The following is a 16,789-nucleotide window of genomic DNA, read 5'->3' on the forward strand; positions in this document are numbered from 1 at the left end:
TTAATCTACTTTCTTAATCTATCATGATTGTTACGAAAGAAAAATAGCCGAAAACAAAAGCCTTTTATAATAGCTAAAACCATTGCTCGGTTAACCCTTAATTGAATCGCTATCCTAGCTGATTTAAAACAATAAAATGACGACGGGGACGTTGAATAAATCCATCTTGTTCAAGCTTAATCATCATTCGTGTAACACTCACCCGTGTTGTCCCAATGACATCAGCAATATCAGCATGGGTCAGACGTAAATCTATCAATAATCCTTCCGGTGTCAACCGACCAAATTTTTTCCCCAGCCATTTTAAACAATTAAACAAACGTTGTTCTGTACCGGGGGTGTGGAGAATACTTTGTAGTTCTTCTGTTTGGCGGAGATGGGTTAAAATCCCATCGGTATAATTTGACCAATGGGATGAAGCAATCAGACTGACTTCAACGGAGGTGACACATTCAATTTGATAAGGTTGCAATTGGGATAAAGGTTTTCCCACCACATCGTTTTGTCCCCAATATCCTAATATAATTAAGGTTCCCTCTTCTGTCCAGGTGAGGGTACGCACCACCCCTCGTTCAATTTTCCACAGCGCATCAGACCAAAGTGGAATTTGTTCACGGGGACTAAAAGTACGGGATTTTGACGTTAACGGAAGACTAACAAGGGTTGGAATAGTCACACAGGAAGTCCTTTGAATGCTTACCCCTACCTTAAGGGTTTGAGGTTAAATTCAGGTTCAGTCTCGGTTAAACTTTTCTGACATTTCCAGGTGGGTAAAATTTTAGGATTGATGATAAACGTCTTCTTCGCTGCTGTCTTGTACGGGTTCATAGCAAGGTAACACTAAAACTGATTTCCCAGCAATGAGGCGGTTAATTTCAGCTAAGGTTTCTGGGCGAGATAATCCATCTCTCGTGATTAAAAGTTTTAAAATATCAAAGCTGGTGGTGTTTGTGAAGTAATAACCTCCATGAACATCTACTTTACCTGCAATAAAAAAGACAGTATTCATCACATCAATAATTAGGCTTGTCCAAATATTTAAAGGCAGAGGGATAGCATTAACTCCGGGCATTTCTGAACAATCAATATAGTTGAATTTTTCAAATAAATCATAAGCTGAAGTGGGTTGAACAGCCGATTGAGAACTCATCATTACCCGAATATAAGGTTGATAGTTAATGGAATTTTTGACGGGTTTTAAATAAATATTTCCTAACCGCAATCCTGACATTTCTACACTGGGTTCACTAAACCAGTTTCCGAGAATAGACATATAGCGAAGAATTAAATCTCGATCACTGCAAAATAAATAAATTTCATTGCATCGTAAAATAGCAGAGCGGACGTAATTATTTCGACCTTCACGGAGAAATTCTAAGGGAATATCAGGAGCGGTTAGAATTAATTTATTTAATTGTAAATAATCTCCCATATTATTTTTTTCATATTCCAGGCGATCTTCTTTTCCAAATCGATCTGACAAAATTCGGAGGACATTGACAACCACTAACGCCCCCATACTATGTCCAATTAAATTAACACTCATGGGGGGGAAGTTTTGGTTATAATAATTGGCGATCGCCATTTCTTTTTGAGGTTCATAAAAAGGCATTGAGGTATAAGGATTTTCACCTAAAACCTTATCTAATCTCCAAAAAAATTCTGCTAAATCGGGCGCGCCGTAGTGAATGGCTCGATAGCGATCGCGTTGATAAACGGAAATTCTTAAGATTTGCATTAATAGCAGCCATAGGGCAAAAACCGTTAGGTTGACCCAATTCCATTGAGCAAATAAGTTAGAAATTTGAGTGAAATCAAACCAATACCAAAGGGGAGATAAAGGCATTTCCATTCCGAATAAATTCAAGAAGGGAACTCCAATTAAGGTTAATAGAATATAACATCCGGTTCCTACAATCCAAGCGATAAGGGCTAAAATAAATAAAAATTTCAACGAAATGCCCTTTTGTTCGCCCATATCACTCCATAATCCCGGATGAATTAAGGGCATTTCACTGGGCCAAGTATAACCTATATAAACACTGCGATTTTCTAATGTCCCAATCTGATTAATCGGCCCCTTTTGGGATAAAGACTCGATTTCTGCCATAAATTCTTGATAAAATTTATGAGCCGGATTTGCATAACCATGAGTTCTTAAGGTCAGATAGCGAAATTTTTCTTTTCGGATCATTTGTCCCATTTCAGCAATATTAAACAAGGGACGAAATCTTTCTAAAGGCGGTAATTCTCGATCTACATTTAATGAAGTGCGGGCTGTACTAACGACTAAAAAACTATTAGAATATTGACGATCTGCATAAACTTCAAAGTTGCGACTGACCGCTTTAGCAAATTGTTTATTATGCCAACTATTTAAGGCGCGAATGACATAATCTTCATTCACTTGAGTCTCAAAATCGGGGTATTCTTCTAAATTACAGGTCGAACGTAATGCTTCTGCGATCGCTAATTCCGAGGTATAAGAGCCATAAATAGGCAAATTATAAAGGGATTGAGTCTTGACCCCCTTGGGGATAGAATAAGCGAGTTGAACAATGCGGGCTTTTGTCCAAGCATCAGAAAACGGCGCCGTGTTACGAACAATCGATTCTAACCAACGATAGTCATTTTCAACGGTGTCTTGATGCCAATACAAGGGTAAACCTTGGTATATTCGCTGAGTACCCATAGTGTTATTTGTTCAAGGTTAAACATCGAGGTGATTTCAGCAGCCATAGAACTCTCAAACCCCCTGCGATTAGTTTTGTTTCGGGTAATAGCATGACACAAAATTGACCTATTGTGGTAATTGGTATAACCCCTATTGGGATGTTAGTCAATTATTGGAAGGGCTATGTGCGATGTTGATGCACCCGACAATCAGATTAATTGTTATTTTTGAATGGATTCCACCAAGAATCTCGATTAAATTGTAACCCGTTAATTCGACGACGAATATCCTCAATTTTCCAGTTTGTTAATGTGGCTAAGTTTTGCGCTTCTTGTTCCTGTCGTTGGCGAACAAACTGCCGATATTGCAGGGCTTGTGAACACTGCATCTGGTCTTTATAGGGGTGATTAATAATATATCGACCTTGAAAACTTTCTTGATTGGCTGTGGCTTGAAAGTTTAAATCCTCTGGGAAATTATTTCGAGTGTAGCGAATATGTAGGCGAGTAATAAAGGCTGAATTAAAGGTGTTTGAATCTAACCAAAATACCCCCGCTTGTTTTAATTCTTCACGATTTAAAGGATCGGCAGAACAAGGGTCACATCCGCCCATATTCCAAGCATATTCTAAAAAGGCAACTTTTTTCTGTTCCCGTTCATAGGCTTTGGTGAATAAGGATTTATAAAAACCGGGAAATACTTCTTTCACAAATTCAGGAATTTCTTGATCTGTAGGAATTTTAACGGTGCGATAATTGGTTAATTCCATTTGACCTTGAGGAGAAAGTAAATAAACAATTAAATCCTGTTCTCCTGTGCCATTAATCATTCCTAAACGAATCGGTAACATAAACCGAGGAGATTCATAAGCCATCATTAAAGGACGCAAATTTTGAAACCCACTTTGATCAAATTTTGTTAAATTGACTTTAGCAACGAAAAATTTTAACCCTTGTTGAATATAAGGTTTTAATAAAGCACTTGCTCCTTCAGGAATTCGATAATTATTTTGCGTTAACCAGGTTTCTAATCCATCGGATTCTTTTGCACTTAAAATCAAAATATCATATTCACCAACAGTAAACCGAGCTTCAATTGTTACTCCTAAACTAGATTCAGATTCGGGTTGTCTTTCCATTTGTAATGTCGTCATATCCCCCCCTCTTGTTGCTGCTGGGGCTGGTAAAGGGTAAGGATTACAAGGATCGGGATCGAAATATTCCACCAGTCGAGGCGCACTAAACGCATCTAATCGTTGAATAATTTTGGGGTCTCCAATCTGAACTTGTTCGGGTTTTAAAATAACAGGAACTGGAATAACTAATGCAAAATCTTTTACAGATCCTTGATAATCATTTGCCATTGTTAAAATTGTGCGATTTCCATCTCTGGCAATGATGACTTGAGAAGCTTGATTATATAAACTCGCATCCGCTTGAGAAACATAAAATCCACAAAATGCCCAAGCCGGAGACGCAAAACCAACACTGACTAAAACAATAACTAAAACAAGAATAACCCAGTTTAAAACTTTCATCAATGACTCCTATTTAAACACTATTAGGAATGGAAATATTAACTAAAAAACCGGAGATGAAGGCAAAGATTTGAGATGTTGTTGTGACCAAGAAAAGCGAGAGGCACGAAAAACTTGATCCAAGATAATAGTCAGGGGAGATAGGGCAAATAATGACCAGAATAGAGCCGTTGAGATAAAAAATTGATGTTGTAAAATAAAGGTTAATCCAGCGATTAATACGGCCCATAAAATTCGGCTTAAGGGAGCATTGGGAATAGAACGTGGATCGGTAATCATAAAGAAGGCAAATAATAATAAACTGCCACTCATGAGTTGATGGCTATAAACATCCCAACTCCATCCTAAACTGAAATTTCGCCAAGCTTCTAATCCCGTATAGGTGATTAAAAAGGCAAGGGAAGTATCCCAACGACCGACTTTTTTAAGAATAATTCCTCCCGTTACTAAAAATAGAAGGAAATACCAAGAATCCGTTCCCCATTGTCCAGGAGAAACCCAAGCATCGGCTGTTAAAGTGATAGCAATAATCATCCCAAAATTAGCGGGATTAAAAAAATGTTTTCCTTGAGATTGAAAGATAAATTTACTGGCGATCGCACAACATCCGGCTAAGGCTACGGTTGTCCAATGGTTAGCTCTGAGGAGTAAACACAACCCTAATGTGGTAATTAACGCACTGCGCCAAGACGCTAAAAATTCTGGGGGTAAAAAGGTGATTTTTTTGTTAATATAGAAGGAGGAAAGGCAAGAGAAAAACCATTGAGTCAATAAACAACTACACCCAATTACCAACATGAAATTAGGTTTTAATGTCCAATCTCTCGTTCCAATTCCTAGAAGTAAAAACAACGACAAAAATAGAATCTGAGCGTTACGGGCATCTTTAAACATGGGTTCATCCTTAAATGAGCTTAAACTAAAAGCAGTTGAATCCACTGATCTAACGGTTGACGATATTGTTCTGTTAATTGTTGCCCTAATTGACTAATTGCCTTAAGATTGGCTTCGGAAGGATCATCCATCGGTAAAGTTTTGCGATCGTTCAAAACCGTATTAATTCGTAAATAATGTTCAGGTTTACCCGTCGTATCAAAGATTTGTTTCATTTGATAATCAACGGTTTCTGCTACCCCGGTCATAATAATATCAAATAGAGGATCAAGCCATTTTAATTTCCCCCAATCTTTCGCTTCCTGATAGGAATATTTCTTTTTAACCTCCCCTGTTCCTAATGATAAAATCACCATGTCTTTAGCCGTTGGGCCTGTTTCATAGCGGTTATCAAGATTAGAGTCTCGATTAAATTTATGACGGGCTTCTGCGTAGGCACACAAAGCTGGGTTATTAGCAAAAACTCCCCCATCAATACAAGTATAAACCTCCTGGTTGAGAGCGCGAATTTGAGCGACCTCAAAAAACGTCGGGGCGGCAGAAGTTGCCCGCAGAACATCTCGAATTAAATAATCATCTTTTGGGTTTGAGTTAGCATCATGTTGGGTAAAAAAGTGGGCTTCTCGTCTTTCTATTTCATAGGAAGTTATCAAACAAGGTTTAAGCAGTTGGCTCAATTTAAGATCTTTAAAAAAATCACCCATCACCTGATTAAATTTTTGATAGGAGTATTTTTCATTAAATAATCCTCCTACTGTTTGCAAAGAATCATTAAAAAAAGGATAAAAGATTTGACTGGATTTATATCGAAAAAAATCATAAACTTCTTGGGCAGAACACCGAGGTCTGAGGGGATTTTCAGCATCAGGACATAGATAAAGAGCCGTTAAAATTCCTCCGGCGCTGGTTCCCGCAATTAAATCAAAATAATCCGCAATTCTAGCATCAGAATTTCCCGTAAAATCCTGTAATTTCTGTTCAACATACTTTAATACTTCGGCGGACATAATTCCTCGGAGTCCCCCGCCATCAAGAGAAAGAATTCGAGTAAATTGTGACATTTTTTACGATAACCTCCGTTTAGAAAAATACTGATCAGTTTATGAAAGATTCCAATGTTCTGATAAATACGCTTGAATATCAAAAAAATCATTCCAATTGATATAAGGTTTTTGATATTCATCTAAATAGTCTGCTAAACGATCACGCGCAAAAACAATAGGAGCAGCTAAAGCCATATTTAAGTCTGTTACGGAGTCTCCAATGGCAATGGGTTCAGCGTTAGGATAGCGTTCCATCACTTTAACTTTAGCTACTAATTCGGTATCGGCTTCAAATTCAGAATGAACTTTAAAATACGCCCCTGAAGTCTCTAAATCAACAGCATAAATGCTATCAATTTTTGAACTTAAATCTCCTAAAACTGTTTCTACCATCACTCGAACCCCTCCTGAAACTAAAACGAAGGGAACGCTTTGGATATGGAGAAAATCTAAAAATTCCACAAACCCTGAGCGTATTTTCTTTGTTCTTGAAAATTCAATAATTTCAGGATAGCAACGGGAAGGAATCGACTCTAACATTTTTCTAACTCCTTCTCGTAAGGTCATTTCCCGCCGATACAATAATGGCATAATTTCAGCCGCCATTTCTGGAGCAAATTCTTTTAACATTCCTACAAAAGTTTCTTCTGCGGTAATTGTTCCGTCAAAGTCACAAAAAATAATGGGTTTCATCATGAGTTATCAGTCATCAGTTATCAGTCATCAGTTATCAGTTATCAGTTATCAGTTATCAGTCAACTCATAAGGATTTTGTCGCCACCATTCTCGAACTAATTTAATTTCTTCATAATTATACTGTTCTCCCAGATATTCGTAAAGGATTTTTAAGCTGGTATCTCCGACTTTTTCTACTGCTTGGATAATTTTCTTTTGACGCTCTGGTTCAACGAATTGATCAAGATTTATATCCTGATTAGCTGCAATTAATTGGGTTAAATGGTCAGCAATGGTGCTAGTTTTTAACCCTCGTTGATTTGCGATCGCATTCAAACTAAATCCCTGTTGACATAACTCTAAAGTCATGATTAAACTATCGGATAAATCCTCCAGAGTTAGACGCTTAACTTCTGATGATTTAGATTTATAATTTGAACCCGTTTGATCTTGAAAATAGGTAGAAATGGCTTCAGTAAATTGTTTACCATACCGTTCTAGTTTATGACTTCCTACACCAGAAATTCCACTTAATTCTTCTAAAGTTTGGGGTCGTTGTTGTGCCATTAATCTTAAGGTAGAATCGGAAAAAACCATATAGGGCGGGATAGATTGTTCATCGGCTAATTTTTTTCGCAGTTGGCGTAACTGTTCAAATAGCATTTCAACTTCCACCGCTAAAGATCGAGTTGATTTTTCCAGATTTTGTTCTTTAATGACTGTAATTTCAACTTTTCTTTCTCGTTTCATCACTTCCCAACTACGGGAATTTAACTTTAATATTGCATAACCATCGGTGGTTTGATCCAAGAGTCCTTGACGTAAAAGCGATCGCCCTAAATTCTTCCATTCTTCTGCTGTTTTATCTTTTCCAATGCCATAGGTAGACAGTTGATCATGATGTCGATCTATAATTTTTTGACTTTTCGATCCTCTTAATACATCAATAATATAATTCATCCCAAATCTTTCGTGACATCGGGCAACACAAGATAAAAATTTCATCGCTTCAATTGTCCAATCTTCGACGGGATTTTGGGTCTTACAATTATCACATTTTGCACAATTTTCTGAGAAAAATTCACCAAAATAACTCAATTGAACTGTGCGCCGACATTCCGATGCTTCAGCATAATCTAACATTTGCCGTAACTGTTGACGGGCAATGCGTTGTTCATCGGGATCGGGTTTTTGATCAATTAAATATTCAATGGTTTTAATATCACCATAACTAAAAAATAATGTACATCGTGCTGGTTCTCCATCCCGTCCTGCCCGTCCTGATTCTTGATAGTAACTTTCTAAGGTTCGCGGTAAATTATAATGAATCACAAACCGAACATCGGGTTTATTAATGCCCATACCAAAGGCAATCGTTGCTACCATAATCTGCACATCATCTCGAATAAATCGGGTTTGATTTTCAGCCCGTAAAGTATCTTCCATTCCGGCATGGTAGGGTAAGGCAGAAATTCCATGACTTTGTAATCGAAACGCGAGATCTTCTACATTTTTTCGACTTAAACAATAAATAATTCCTGAACCTCCGACATCCTGAATTATTTTTAATAACTGGGTAAAATTTTGTTTTTTCTTAGGAATAACTTCATAATATAAATTAGGACGATTAAAACTAGCCACATGAATATAGGGATTTCTCAACTCTAACTGTTGAATAATATCCTGTCTAACCCGTTGAGTTGCCGTTGCCGTTAAGGCTAAAACGGGAATTTTAGGATAACGATTTCGCAGTTGTTTTAATTTGCGATATTCCGGGCGAAAATCATGTCCCCATTCTGAAACACAGTGCGCTTCATCAATGGCAAAAGCTGAAATTCCTAATTGAGCTTCTATCAAATCTAAAAATAATAAAAACTTTTCGGATAATAATCGTTCGGGTGCAACATAAAGCAGTTTTATTTCACCATTTAAAATCGCAGCTTCACGGTTTTTTCCCTCCGCAACCGTTAAGGTACTATTGAGAAATGTCGCCCCAACTCCATTATCTTGTAATGCCTCCACTTGATCTTGCATTAAGGCAATTAAAGGAGACACGACTATCATTAATCCGGGTTTTAATAAAGCCGGAAGTTGAAAACACAAAGATTTTCCCCCTCCAGTGGGCATAATAATTAATGAATCTCGCCTTTGTAGTGCCTGTTCAATAATTTCGCGCTGCCCGGGTCGAAAAGAATCATAGCCAAAGAAATGTTTAAGGGACTGTTCTAGGGATTGGGGTTGGGCAAAGGGAGTAGAAATTAGCCCTGACATTGCTCGTAATTTAGATAAAACGTCTTTTTTATTTTATGATTAAAACTGGGTAAATGGCTGCGGGATCTCGATAAAATTTTGCTCTGGATAACAAAGACTAGACACTGAATGCCTCAAAGATGTTAAATTTTAATACAACGTTGTCAATTTTAGAGGAGCTTTATGCCGAAAGCCGTTTGGAATGGTGCAGTTTTGGCAGAAACTGACCAATGCGTTGTTGTTGAGGGGAATCAATATTTTCCCCCGGACTCCATCAATCGTGACTATTTCCAAGAAAGTAATACCCATACTACCTGTGGTTGGAAAGGGGTGGCGAGTTATTATGATATCGTTGTTGATGGTCAAGTGAATAAGGATGCCGCTTGGTATTATCCAGAAACAAAATCTGCTGCCAAAAATATTGAAGGTTATATTGGATTTTGGAAAGGGGTTAAGGTTGAGGTTTAAGGGGTTTCATGTTGATTGATGAACTGAAATTAACATAACCAAAGATCACTTGTAGGGGCGAGGTCATCTCGCCCTGACGCTCAAAATTAATTTACGGCTGTAGGATTTATTAATAATAATTTTGATAAAAATCTTCCACTTTTGAGTACAATTAAACTATTATCGATTAATCCTAATTTACTGTGCAACCTTCTCCTCCAGAGTCTTTTAATTCTCCCCAACTTCCGAATCAACGGTGGTATATTTTTCCACAACAACCCGCCCTCGCTCAACACTTATCGGATGTAACAGGAATTATCCCTTTAGTCACTCAAGTCTTAATTAATCGAGGAATTGAAACCCCGGAACAGGTGGAAGCATTTATCACCCCAGAATCTCAAGTTTTACCGTCTCCTTTGGAGGAATTTAAGGATTTAGCAAGAAGTGTAGAATTGTTAGAATCTGCTATTAATCAAGGGGATAAAATAGCGATTTGTGGGGATTATGATGCTGATGGAATGACGAGTACCGCTTTATTAATGCGATCGCTTTCTACATTAGGAGCTAATGTTAATTATGCCATTCCCAGCCGCATGAAAGAAGGTTATGGGATTAATACCCGAATTGTTGAAGAATTCCATCAGGAAGACGTTAAAATTATTCTTACTGTTGATAATGGAATTGCAGCTTATAAACCCATTGTTAGAGCGAAAGAATTAGACTTGACGGTGATTATTACCGATCACCATGATTTACCCGAAAAACTTCCTCCGGCTGATGCTATTCTTAATCCTAAATTATTACCTGTATTCTCTCCCTATCGAGGATTAGCAGGGGTGGGAGTGGCTTATGTTTTAGCGATTTGTTTGGCTCAAAAATTAGGCAAAGTTCAAGGGTTAGTTAATCCTTTATTAGAATTATTTACATTAGGAACGATTGCGGATTTAGCCCCCTTAAATGGCGTTAACCGACGGTGGGTTAAACGAGGTTTAAAGTTATTGCCTTATTCTCAAATCACCGGAGTTCAAGCCTTAATTCAAGTCGCCGGAGTTTCCACTGGATATCAAGTTAAATCAGAAGAACAGCCCGAAAATCCTATCATTCCTCCCGCTTCTAAAACCCTTAAACCCGATGATATTGGCTTTCGGTTAGGGCCGAGAATTAATGCCATTGGACGGTTAGCCGATCCGCAAATTGTGATAGAATTATTAACAACAGATAATATGGGAATTGCCTTAGAACGGGCAATGCAGTGTGAACAAATTAATCAAAAACGTCAACAGTTATGTGAAGAAATTGAACAAGAAGCGATCGCTTGGGTGGAAGAACAACAAATAGATTTTAAACAAGAACGGGTGTTAGTAGTAGTACAACCTCAATGGCATCATGGGGTGATTGGAATTGTTGCATCTCGCTTAGTTGAACGATATGGGGTTCCGGTGTTTATTGGAACCTATGAACAGGAAGAAAATACAACGGAATCTCCCCAAATGATTCGAGGTTCAGCTAGGGGAATTTTTGAATTTAATGTGTTTAAAGCCTTAGAATATTGTCACGATTTACTGCATAAATTTGGAGGACATAAAGCCGCTGGTGGCTTTTCTTTATCTGCGGAAAATTTAGAACCATTTCGACTGCGGTTAAGGGAATTTGCCCATCAATGTTTAGAATTAGAACATCTCAAACCCTTAATTAAAATTGATGCTCAAGCGAATTTAAGTGAAATTAATTTTAATCTCTATGATCAACTTGATCAATTACATCCCTGCGGTATTGAAAATAATTCCCCGACCTTTTGGACTCCGAATGTTAGGATTATTCAACAACGAGTGGTCGGAAAAGGACATATTAAACTCACCTTAACCCAAGATAAATTTTCCCATACTCAACTCACAGCTTTACCTACAATTAATGCAATGGCTTGGCGTTGGGCAGACTATTATCCCCTTCCTCAATGTTTAGATATTGCCTATCATTTAAAAGAAAATACTTGGAACGGTCAAACCAATATAGAGTTAGAATTAGTGGGGGCAAGATTACCCGAATCTCCCGAAAATTATCAACCTCAATTGACAAAAAGCACAGAATTTTATTATAATAATAAACAATATTATTGTAGTTTATCTGCTATGGGTGAAACCCAAGAATTAAGAATCCGTAATCAAAAAGGGGAAGTATTAGCCATACAAAAAGGTCAACGCTTTGGACTGTTAGGAAAAAGTCGTCAAGATGCCCAAACTGTTGATGTTTCTCAACCTGGTTTTTACAATTTAATTCAAGCGGCTATTAAAGCGTTAGGATAAAGTGATAGTTAGTAACTGTTCTAAAATTCAACAATGTACCTGGGATTTAATCAATGGCTAACAATAATCAACACTCAACAGAACAACACAAACAACTTTTAGTTCAAAATCATGCCCGAATGGGTCAAGCGTTAATTTATTTAGCGCAAGGTTTATTACCATTTGTTAAAGAAACTTTACAACGCCGTTATGGGGAGAATTGGGAAACCGTTGTAAAAGGCTGTTTAGCTGATAAACAATTTCATTTTCAAGGAAACCAGGTTAATCTTGAAGATTGCCAAGCGTTACTCCAGATTATTATTAAAGAACGAGATGAGGCTTTTTACAATACTCTGAGTCGGGATAATATTAGTTTGATCTTTGATTTAGCGGATATTCGTCGAAAATGGGCTCATCCTCGGCTTAATGATTGGATTAAATTAAAATACTTTACTTCTCAATATACCTATCGTTCTTTAGATAAAATGCTACAAGTGCTTGAAGCAATTCAAGCTAAAAATGGAATCAGTGAAGTCAAACAATTAATGGCTGAAGTCATTCCTCTGTTACAAGAAAAGCCTGAATATGAGAATCAATTACAATCTCGTTTAATTCAGGAAAAAATAGAAGGGTTTGTGGGTCGTGAATTTGTTTTTGATGCCATTCAAACCTTTTTAGATCATCAACCTAATGGTTATTTTATAATAGAAGGAGATCCCGGCATTGGCAAAAGTGCTATATTAGCGAAATATGTTGAGAAAACTGGATGTGTTGCCCATTTTAATGTTCGTTCTCTGGGAGTTAACCGGGCTGAAAATTTTTTAGAAAGTATTTGCACTCAACTGATTAGCCGTTATAATTTACCATATCCTAATTTACCTGCGGACGCTAGAAAAGACGGTCAATTTTTTGCTAAACTATTAGATGAGATTGTTAGCAAGCAGAAATCAGGAACAAAACTGATCATCGCTGTTGATGCCTTAGATGAAGTCGATCACAGTGATCATAGTGGGGCAAATATCCTGTATTTACCGATTCGTTTACCGAAAGGAGTTTATTTTCTACTCACCCAACGACCTATTACCCTCCCTTTGACGGTTACTACACCTATTCATCGGTTTAACCTCATGCAATATCAAGCGGAGAGTTTAGCAGATATTAAAACCTATATTCGGGAGGCATTAAAGCGTCCTCAGTTAAACGCATGGGTGCAAAATCAAGGGTTAACGGGCGAAAATTTTATCACACAATTAGCGGATAAAAGTGAAAATAATTTCATGTATTTACGCTATATTTTAGGCGATATTGAAATAGGTAAATATCAAGATTTAACAATTAATCAACTCCCCCAAGGGTTGCAAGCGTATTATGAAGACCATTGGCGACAAATGGGGATGATGACAAAACCCTTACCCCGAACAAAAATTAAAATTGTTTATATTTTATCAGAATTACGGGAAACAGTCTCTCGTGATTTAATTGTTGATTTTGTTAAAGAAGATGCGTTAACAATTCAAGAAGTGTTAGAAGAGTGGGAACAATTTTTGCGTGAAGAAGTGATAGGTGGCGAAACTCGTTATGGGATTTATCATCAAAGTTTTTGCGACTTTTTAGCGCGTAAAGATATTGTCCAGGCGGCAGGAGTCACCTTATCAGGAATTAATGCTCAAATTGCCGATAATTTAATCGGAGGAATATTTGGTCATGGGTGATATTCGCGTTAGGTTAAATACGATGACTGCTGAGAAACGAGAATATACATTAAAAAATGCTGCTACCCATTCGGAAAAAGCGGGGTATGTTAATGATTTATTTCGTTTGTTATCTAGTTTTGAGTTTATTGAGGAAAAATTATCGGTTTGTGGAGTTGAAGCGTTAATAGAAGATTATGAGTTAGGATTGAATAGTGCCAATATTATCTTATCAGAAGCACAAACAGAAACTTTTAGATTAATACAAGGTGCTATTCGCTTATCTTCTCATATTTTAAAAGAAGATAAAACTCAATTAGCAGCACAGCTACTCGGACGTTTACTTGAGTTTGAAAATCCTCTGATTCAAAATTTTTTAGAAGACATCCAAACTAATCAAACAACACCTTGGTTACGTCCATTAGAAGGAAGTTTAACAAAACCTGATAGTCCCTTACTGCGGACTCTTGTGGGTCACACCGATGAAATATTAGCGCTAGAAGTGACTCCTGATAGTCAATGGTTAATTTCGGGTTCTGAGGATCATACAATTAAGGTTTGGGATATTGCAACTGGACAGGAAATTTATACCTTAACAGGTCACACCGGAAGTGTATTAACTTTGGTTTTAACTTCTGATGGAAAACAAGTTATTTCAGGGTCAGCAGACCATACGATTAAAGTTTGGAGTTTAGAAACTGGACAGGAAATTTATACTTTGAGGGGTCATCAAGGAATTATCCCGACATTAGCATTAAGTTCTGATGGTAAAATATTGTATTCCGGTTCTGAGGATAAAACGGTTAAACTGTGGAGTTTAGAAACTCAACAAGAAATTGCTGGTTTTGAATGTCAGCAAAGTATTCGTTCTTTAGCAGTTACACCTGATAACAATAAGTTAATTGCTTGTTTAGAAGATGGTTTTTTACAAATTTGGGATTTGAAAACATTAAGTTTAGTTGATAGCTGGGTTATTTGGAAAATTGAGAAGGAGCAAATAAGTTTATATGAAACTAACAGTAAAATTTTAGATTTGATTAAGAACTACTATCAAAAACAAAGAAGTTTTAATGAAAACGAAATTGCCTTGTTTGATGATTTAAAAATATTATATTTAGAAAATACAAGTTGTCTTTTAAAGATAAGCTATGAAAACCTTTCTTGGGATTTTACTATAAGTTTTATTTGTAGAATAAATTTTGATCTGCCAGAAATCAATATAGAATTTGAGTTAAAATCTAATGGGATAGTCACTTCTCAATTAACTCCTAATAATAAAAAAATAATTTATTCTTATAATTATGAAGATAAAGCCATTGGTTATATCTCTGAGAGACAAACAATAATCATAAATTTAGAAGATCAGAATCAAGTTAATACATTTAATCAATATTTTCATATATTTGCATTGAATTATAATGAAAACCTATTTATAGGTACTATTGGAGATGATATTCAGATTTTTGACTGGGATAAAATGTTAATTTTTACTGAAAAAGAAAATAAACCAATTATCTATCCTAGATATCTTGACATTACTGATAATGGAAAATGGTTAATTGTTTATTACCATGACAATACTGGGATAGAATGTTTTAGGCTTGATAGTCTAAAATCAAGAACATTATATCTTAATGAGAGCATAAATAACATTAAAGTAAATCCTAATACTAACTACTTAATGTGGCAAACTTTGTTGTTACGGGGACTCAAAATTTATGATTTGGAAAAGTGTGAACTGACTTTATGTTTAGAACCTGATGGAAATGGTGGTTTATTATTTAATAAAGCTAAAATAATCAAAAATTTTTTATTCGTAATTATCAATAATAAGTTAATATTATATGATTTGATTACTTCACAAAAGATACAAGAACTAGGTGGAAACATCATTGATGTTTATATTACGGAAGATATTTCAACATATATTTTGTCTTTAGAAGATAAAAGTATAATAGTTTTAGATATAAAAAAAAATAAAATTATAAAATTTGATAAATATAAAGAAGAAAAATATAATTCAACGGAAAATAATTTATTAAATCAATATAATGAAACCGAGGATGATGAAGATGATATCGAAAGTTTTATTAAAAAATTCATGAGTAATTCAACAATAGAACCCTATATAGAATTATTGTTTGCAGATAATAAACTAGCTATTTCTGGCTATTATGGTCAGACAAAAAGACCAGAGAAAACCATTTGGAATATAGAGACAGGAGAAGACTTATTTTGTCTGGATGGAGAATTTATTACAGTTACTCCTAATTCTAAAAGAGCAATATTTTATTCTATAAAAGACTCAAAAACTATTCGTAATAAACCTATCTTTCATACTTTAATAATTTGGAGTTTAGAACAAACCTATATAATTACTAACAATACAGCATCAATCGAGTTTATAGATGTAACAAAAGATAGTCAGTTAATTTTGATACAAACTTTTGAAAAAAATAATCATGCAACAATTCGTAATTTAGAAGCTTGGAGTTTAGAAACAGGTCAAAAAGTTTATACTATCAATTTAACAGGATATATTTTATTTGTTAAAATATCAACTGATAATAGTAGAATGCTTGTAGCTACAAATGATCAATATTTGAAAATTTTTAACTTACAAACTGGACATGAAATTTTTCAAATAAAAAATCAGTGGAGTGATTCTGAAACAGAAGTAACTATTACTCCAGATTTCAAAAAAGTTATTTCAATTTATAAAGGCAATAATCTGATCGTCTGGGACTTAGAGACAGGAAATGTTAAAGCTACTTTTACAGCAGATAATCCTCTAGCTTGTTACACAGTTTCTCCTGATGGAAAAACAATTGTAGCTGCTGAAATATTCGGGAAACTTCATTTCCTAACCTTAGAAGATGAAGAATAAATAAGAGTGGGTCAATTTTGGTCACAACATCGCAATATTGCTTAATAATATTGTTGATGATATCCCAAGATTTCGTAAGGGCGAGGCGCGCCTCGCCCCTACAGGGTTATGATTGAATCAGACAGGTTAAAATCTGAACAAGGGAATTAATAATGGTACAAATTTTTAACAAAACATTGAGTTTAGAAGAATTTCTAAACTTACCCGAAACCAAACCCGCAAACGAATATATTAAGGGTCAAATTATCCAGAAACCCATGCCACAAGGAAAACATAGTACAATCCAAGGAGAACTGGTAACAGTTATTAATGCGATCGCTAAAACTCTAGGATGTAGTTTAAAAATTAAAATATTAGATCAGCAGTTAGAAAATATTAGGTTTATTTTAACGGTAATGTTTGCACCGTC

11 protein-coding genes and 1 pseudogene are annotated in these 16,789 nt (G+C 35.8%); 5 read left to right on the forward strand and 7 right to left on the reverse strand.

From position 1 onward, the window contains the following. Nucleotides 1-109 precede the first annotated feature (109 nt). The 7 genes from IQ236_RS28175 to recQ form a co-directional block, all read right to left on the reverse strand. A complete protein-coding gene (locus IQ236_RS28175) occupies nucleotides 110-676 on the reverse strand; it encodes a Crp/Fnr family transcriptional regulator (protein WP_193869151.1) in 567 nt (188 codons plus the stop codon). A 102-nt stretch (nucleotides 677-778) separates the two neighbouring features. Further along, nucleotides 779-2,692 (reverse strand): alpha/beta hydrolase, encoded by a 1,914-nt coding sequence (locus IQ236_RS10165; protein WP_193869152.1) that lies wholly within the window; start codon nucleotides 2,690-2,692, stop codon nucleotides 779-781. 196 nt (nucleotides 2,693-2,888) lie between these two features. Further along, complete coding sequence (locus IQ236_RS10170; RefSeq protein ID WP_193869153.1) at nucleotides 2,889-4,211, reverse strand: DUF2330 domain-containing protein; 1,323 nt, start codon at nucleotides 4,209-4,211, stop codon at nucleotides 2,889-2,891. Nucleotides 4,212-4,253: 42 nt separating this feature from the next. Beyond that, nucleotides 4,254-5,105, reverse strand: a complete 852-nt coding sequence (locus IQ236_RS10175) for an RnfABCDGE type electron transport complex subunit D (RefSeq protein WP_193869154.1) — start codon at nucleotides 5,103-5,105, stop codon at nucleotides 4,254-4,256. 20 nt (nucleotides 5,106-5,125) lie between these two features. Next, entirely contained in the window at nucleotides 5,126-6,166 is a 1,041-nt protein-coding gene (locus IQ236_RS10180) for a patatin-like phospholipase family protein (RefSeq protein ID WP_193869155.1), read from the reverse strand. A 39-nt stretch (nucleotides 6,167-6,205) separates the two neighbouring features. Further along, the gene (locus IQ236_RS10185) at nucleotides 6,206-6,841 is read right to left on the reverse strand and encodes an HAD-IB family phosphatase (protein WP_193869201.1); all 636 of its coding nucleotides are present in this window, start codon (nucleotides 6,839-6,841) and stop codon (nucleotides 6,206-6,208) included. 51 nt (nucleotides 6,842-6,892) lie between these two features. Then, a complete protein-coding gene (gene recQ / locus IQ236_RS10190) occupies nucleotides 6,893-9,094 on the reverse strand; it encodes a DNA helicase RecQ (RefSeq protein WP_193869156.1) in 2,202 nt (733 codons plus the stop codon). Nucleotides 9,095-9,256: 162 nt separating this feature from the next. Between recQ and IQ236_RS10195 the strand changes: the two genes are divergently transcribed. From IQ236_RS10195 to IQ236_RS27685, 5 genes and pseudogenes are all read left to right on the forward strand, one after another. Beyond that, complete coding sequence (locus IQ236_RS10195; protein WP_190522215.1) at nucleotides 9,257-9,541, forward strand: DUF427 domain-containing protein; 285 nt, start codon at nucleotides 9,257-9,259, stop codon at nucleotides 9,539-9,541. A 182-nt stretch (nucleotides 9,542-9,723) separates the two neighbouring features. Beyond that, nucleotides 9,724-11,823, forward strand: a complete 2,100-nt coding sequence (locus tag IQ236_RS10200) for a single-stranded-DNA-specific exonuclease RecJ (protein WP_193869157.1) — start codon at nucleotides 9,724-9,726, stop codon at nucleotides 11,821-11,823. 53 nt (nucleotides 11,824-11,876) lie between these two features. Then, nucleotides 11,877-13,514, forward strand: a complete 1,638-nt coding sequence (locus tag IQ236_RS10205; protein ID WP_193869158.1) for a Swt1 family HEPN domain-containing protein — start codon at nucleotides 11,877-11,879, stop codon at nucleotides 13,512-13,514. Further along, nucleotides 13,507-16,380 carry a hypothetical protein gene (locus tag IQ236_RS10210; protein ID WP_193869159.1) on the forward strand — a complete coding sequence of 958 codons (2,874 nt, stop codon included), beginning with the start codon at nucleotides 13,507-13,509 and terminating at the stop codon, nucleotides 16,378-16,380. The genes IQ236_RS10205 and IQ236_RS10210 overlap by 8 nt, the downstream gene beginning before the upstream one ends. 152 nt (nucleotides 16,381-16,532) lie before the next feature. Continuing rightward, nucleotides 16,533-16,703, forward strand: a pseudogene (locus tag IQ236_RS27685) (Uma2 family endonuclease); the annotation flags it as partial. Nucleotides 16,704-16,789: the final 86 nt, after the last annotated feature.

The organism is Planktothrix mougeotii LEGE 06226 (assembly GCF_015207485.1).
Taxonomy (GTDB): domain Bacteria; phylum Cyanobacteriota; class Cyanobacteriia; order Cyanobacteriales; family Microcoleaceae; genus Planktothrix.

Coding starts and splice junctions, on each gene's coding strand:
- IQ236_RS10195 (WP_190522215.1), top strand. CDS start 9,257: ATGCCGAAAGCCGTTTGGAATGGTGCAGTTTTGGCAGAAACTGACCAA.
- IQ236_RS10165 (WP_193869152.1), bottom strand. CDS start 2,692: ATGGGTACTCAGCGAATATACCAAGGTTTACCCTTGTATTGGCATCAA.
- IQ236_RS10170 (WP_193869153.1), bottom strand. CDS start 4,211: ATGAAAGTTTTAAACTGGGTTATTCTTGTTTTAGTTATTGTTTTAGTC.
- IQ236_RS10180 (WP_193869155.1), bottom strand. CDS start 6,166: ATGTCACAATTTACTCGAATTCTTTCTCTTGATGGCGGGGGACTCCGA.
- IQ236_RS10185 (WP_193869201.1), bottom strand. CDS start 6,841: ATGAAACCCATTATTTTTTGTGACTTTGACGGAACAATTACCGCAGAA.
- IQ236_RS10210 (WP_193869159.1), top strand. CDS start 13,507: ATGGGTGATATTCGCGTTAGGTTAAATACGATGACTGCTGAGAAACGA.
- IQ236_RS10175 (WP_193869154.1), bottom strand. CDS start 5,105: ATGTTTAAAGATGCCCGTAACGCTCAGATTCTATTTTTGTCGTTGTTT.
- recQ (WP_193869156.1), bottom strand. CDS start 9,094: ATGTCAGGGCTAATTTCTACTCCCTTTGCCCAACCCCAATCCCTAGAA.
- IQ236_RS10205 (WP_193869158.1), top strand. CDS start 11,877: ATGGCTAACAATAATCAACACTCAACAGAACAACACAAACAACTTTTA.